At 71.1% G+C, this 2,735-nt stretch carries 2 protein-coding genes and 1 pseudogene; all 3 read right to left on the minus strand.

Annotated elements, in window-relative coordinates:
* A pseudogene (locus G3I65_RS27465) lies at positions 1-247 on the minus strand (S1 family peptidase); the annotation flags it as partial.
* Between the two features lie 363 nt (positions 248-610).
* The gene (locus G3I65_RS27470) at positions 611-940 is read right to left on the minus strand and encodes a hypothetical protein (RefSeq protein WP_239071478.1); all 330 of its coding nucleotides are present in this window, start codon (positions 938-940) and stop codon (positions 611-613) included.
* A gap of 176 nt (positions 941-1,116) precedes the next feature.
* The coding region (locus G3I65_RS27475) for a sulfatase (protein WP_160698684.1) at positions 1,117-2,735 on the minus strand (1,619 nt) is incomplete at its 5' end.

A 2,735-nucleotide genomic window follows, 5' to 3' on the forward strand; every position in this document is an offset into this window, starting at 1 on the left:
CGAGCGCGGGGTCGAACCACGCGCCGCCGAACGCGGCCCCGGCGGCCTGCTGCGCGGCCGGCATGATCCGCGCGGCGGACGTTTCCTGGCCGAGCCGGGTTTCGGCCTGGGTGGCGGTCAGGCCGAAGTCCCGCTGCATGGCGGCGATCAGCCCGGGCGACGCGACGGCCGGGCTCAGCGACGCGGAAGCGAGGGAAGCGGTCAGGACGGCGGCGCCGCCGAGGGCGCTGGCGATTCTTCGACGCATGGGGACTCCTCCGGGGGGAAAGAAACACACCGTGCGCCGAGTGTGCGGGGCGAGCTGCGGTGGGTCCAGATTTGTCCGGTCTTCTGTCCGGAATTCGCGGGAGCGAACGTCTGTCCATTGCAGACTAATACTGGCTTTCCCTTGCCGGGCGGCGATTTCCGGGCACGCGAAGAAGCGCGAACCGGGGCTCTCCCGTCCGCGCCGACGAAGGTCTGGACCAAGTACAGCACGGCGGGACGGGTGCCGGGCCCAACCGGAGACGACCGGGCAGCGAACGTGCACGACCGTCCCCTGCCTCGGCCGACCGGCACGACACCGTCCGGCCACCCGGGAAAGGGGTGGCCGGACGGTTCCGTGCCCGAATCAGATTTCGTCGACCTGGTAGGCGACCACCCGCGCCGGCACGAGCAGCGCACCCGAACATTCCGCGACCGCCGGGCCGAACCCGTACGGCACGAACTCCCCGACCACGAACCAGAACGCGTTGCCGTTCGCGCAGTGCGCGATCACCCGGTAGCCGTAGCCCTCACCGGGGAAGCAGTTGACCGAAACGCCCTGCCCGAAGAGGGTTCCGTACCGCTCGCCGAAGCAGCCGGGTGGCACGAAGTCGCCGCCGGCGGCGGCCGCGGGCACGACCGTCAGCCCGAACAGCGAAAACAAAGCGACCCCGAGAACCGCCAATTTCCTTCGCATACCCACTCCTCAACGCGGAGAAACCCGACGTTAATGAGCGTAGAAGTGCGGAAGAATTACCGGCAATTCATCGGGACAGTGAATCCGCGCGCAGCGGAACGTCACGACACTGCTCCATCCGGGCTAGCCCGCGCCCCTGGACGGATGGCGCGTTTCCGGAATTCCGAATAGGACCGTCAGTGCGCGAACGCCGTCAGGAAGCGGTCGCGGAACGAATCCATCTTCCACACCGGCGCCTGCGCGCCCGGGTGCAGGCCGTCCTGCCAGCCCCAGCCCGAGATCCGGTCGAGCACCTTCGGGTCCTTCGCCACGATGGTGATCGGCACGTCGTGCACCGCGCCCTGCGGCGTCACCACCGGCGGCTGGTGGTCGCCGAGGAAGACCAGGACCAGGTCGTCGCCGCCATAGTGCTGGACGAACGAGATGAGCGTCTTCAGCGAGTAGTCGGTGGCGTCCCGGTAGGCGTCGCGGATCTTCGCGGGGTCCTTCCACACCGATTCCGGGGCTTCGCCCGCCGCCGGCATCGGGGCGAACACCGAGCCGTCGCCGACCTGGTTCCAGTCGACCAGCCAGGGGCGGGGTGACCACGGGGCGTGGCTGGAGACGAGGTCGACCTCGGCCATCACCGGACGGCCACCGGCGAGTTCCTTGCGCTGCAGCATCGACATCGTGAACTGGTCGGGCATGGTGGCGTAGGCGAAGCCGGGGCCGTGGTAGCCGATGCCGCGGGCGTCGTAGTAGGCGTCCGGGTGGTAGAACCGCTGCCCCTCCGGCCAGTCCTTGGTGTGCGCGGGCACGTCCCACACGGTCCGCCAGCCCGCGCGCTGGAACGCGCCGCCGAGGGTGAGCCGGTCGCTGGCGAGGAGGTCGTTGTAGCGCTGCTGGTTGTCGATCCACATGCCCGACTGCACCGTCGAATGGGCCAGCCAGCTGCCGCCGCCGAACGTCGAGGACGACAGGAACGCGCTCCTCGCGCCGATGCCCGCCGCGCGCAGCTGCGCGGTGCCCGCGTCGAGGGTCGCGCCGATCTTCGGGCCGAAGGCCGGGTCGTCGAGCGCGATGCGGCCGTAGCTCTCGACGAAGGTGAGCACGACGTTCTTGCCGCGCAGGCCGGTCAGCAGCTGGTCACCGGGCGTGCCGCGGAACGCGTCGGCCGCGGCGACCTCGCCGAACGGGCGCTGCTCCCGCAGGTCGGCACCCACCTGGCGGAGGTCGCCGTAGGCGAGCGCGACGGCGCTCTGGGCGGCCACCGGCTGCCCCGGCGCGCTCTCGACGCCGAACAGCGAGCACCCGATCCAGACGACCCCGAGCACCGCCACGACCCGGGTCGCCGCGGTCCGGCGCCCGGCGGCGACCCGTGACAACCGCAGCACCGCCAGCACCATGAACACCACGAGCGCCACCGCGAGCACACCTGCGCCGATGAGCGCACCGACGGTCGCCGCTTCCCCGATCTGGCCGGCCAGGAACTCGACGCCGGCGTGGAAGAAGCTCCAGTCGTAAACGGGGTCGAACGGCTTCTCGAGAGTCGCGTAGAACCCGGTGTCGAGGGCCTTCATCAGCGTCAGCAGCCCCAGGACCAGGCCGAACAGGACGGCGACGACGCTGCGCGCCCGCGGCGGCAGCACCAGCACGAACGCGGCGACGACGACGCCCTCCACCGGCACCCGCAGGAGCGCGCCGGCCGAAAACGCAGTGAGGTCGTCCGGCGCGAGGAGCCCGAACAGCACGAGCAGCGCGGCGAGGGCCGTGAGCACGCCGCCCGCGACGGCGTGCCGGCGGCCGAGCCGGGGCA

The organism is Amycolatopsis sp. SID8362 (assembly GCF_010550475.1).
GTDB classification, from domain to species: domain Bacteria; phylum Actinomycetota; class Actinomycetes; order Mycobacteriales; family Pseudonocardiaceae; genus Amycolatopsis; species Amycolatopsis eburnea.

Bases quoted from the DNA above. Each gene is read 5' to 3' on its own strand.
- G3I65_RS27470 (WP_239071478.1), bottom strand. From the start codon at position 940: ATGCGAAGGAAATTGGCGGTTCTCGGGGTCGCTTTGTTTTCGCTGTTC.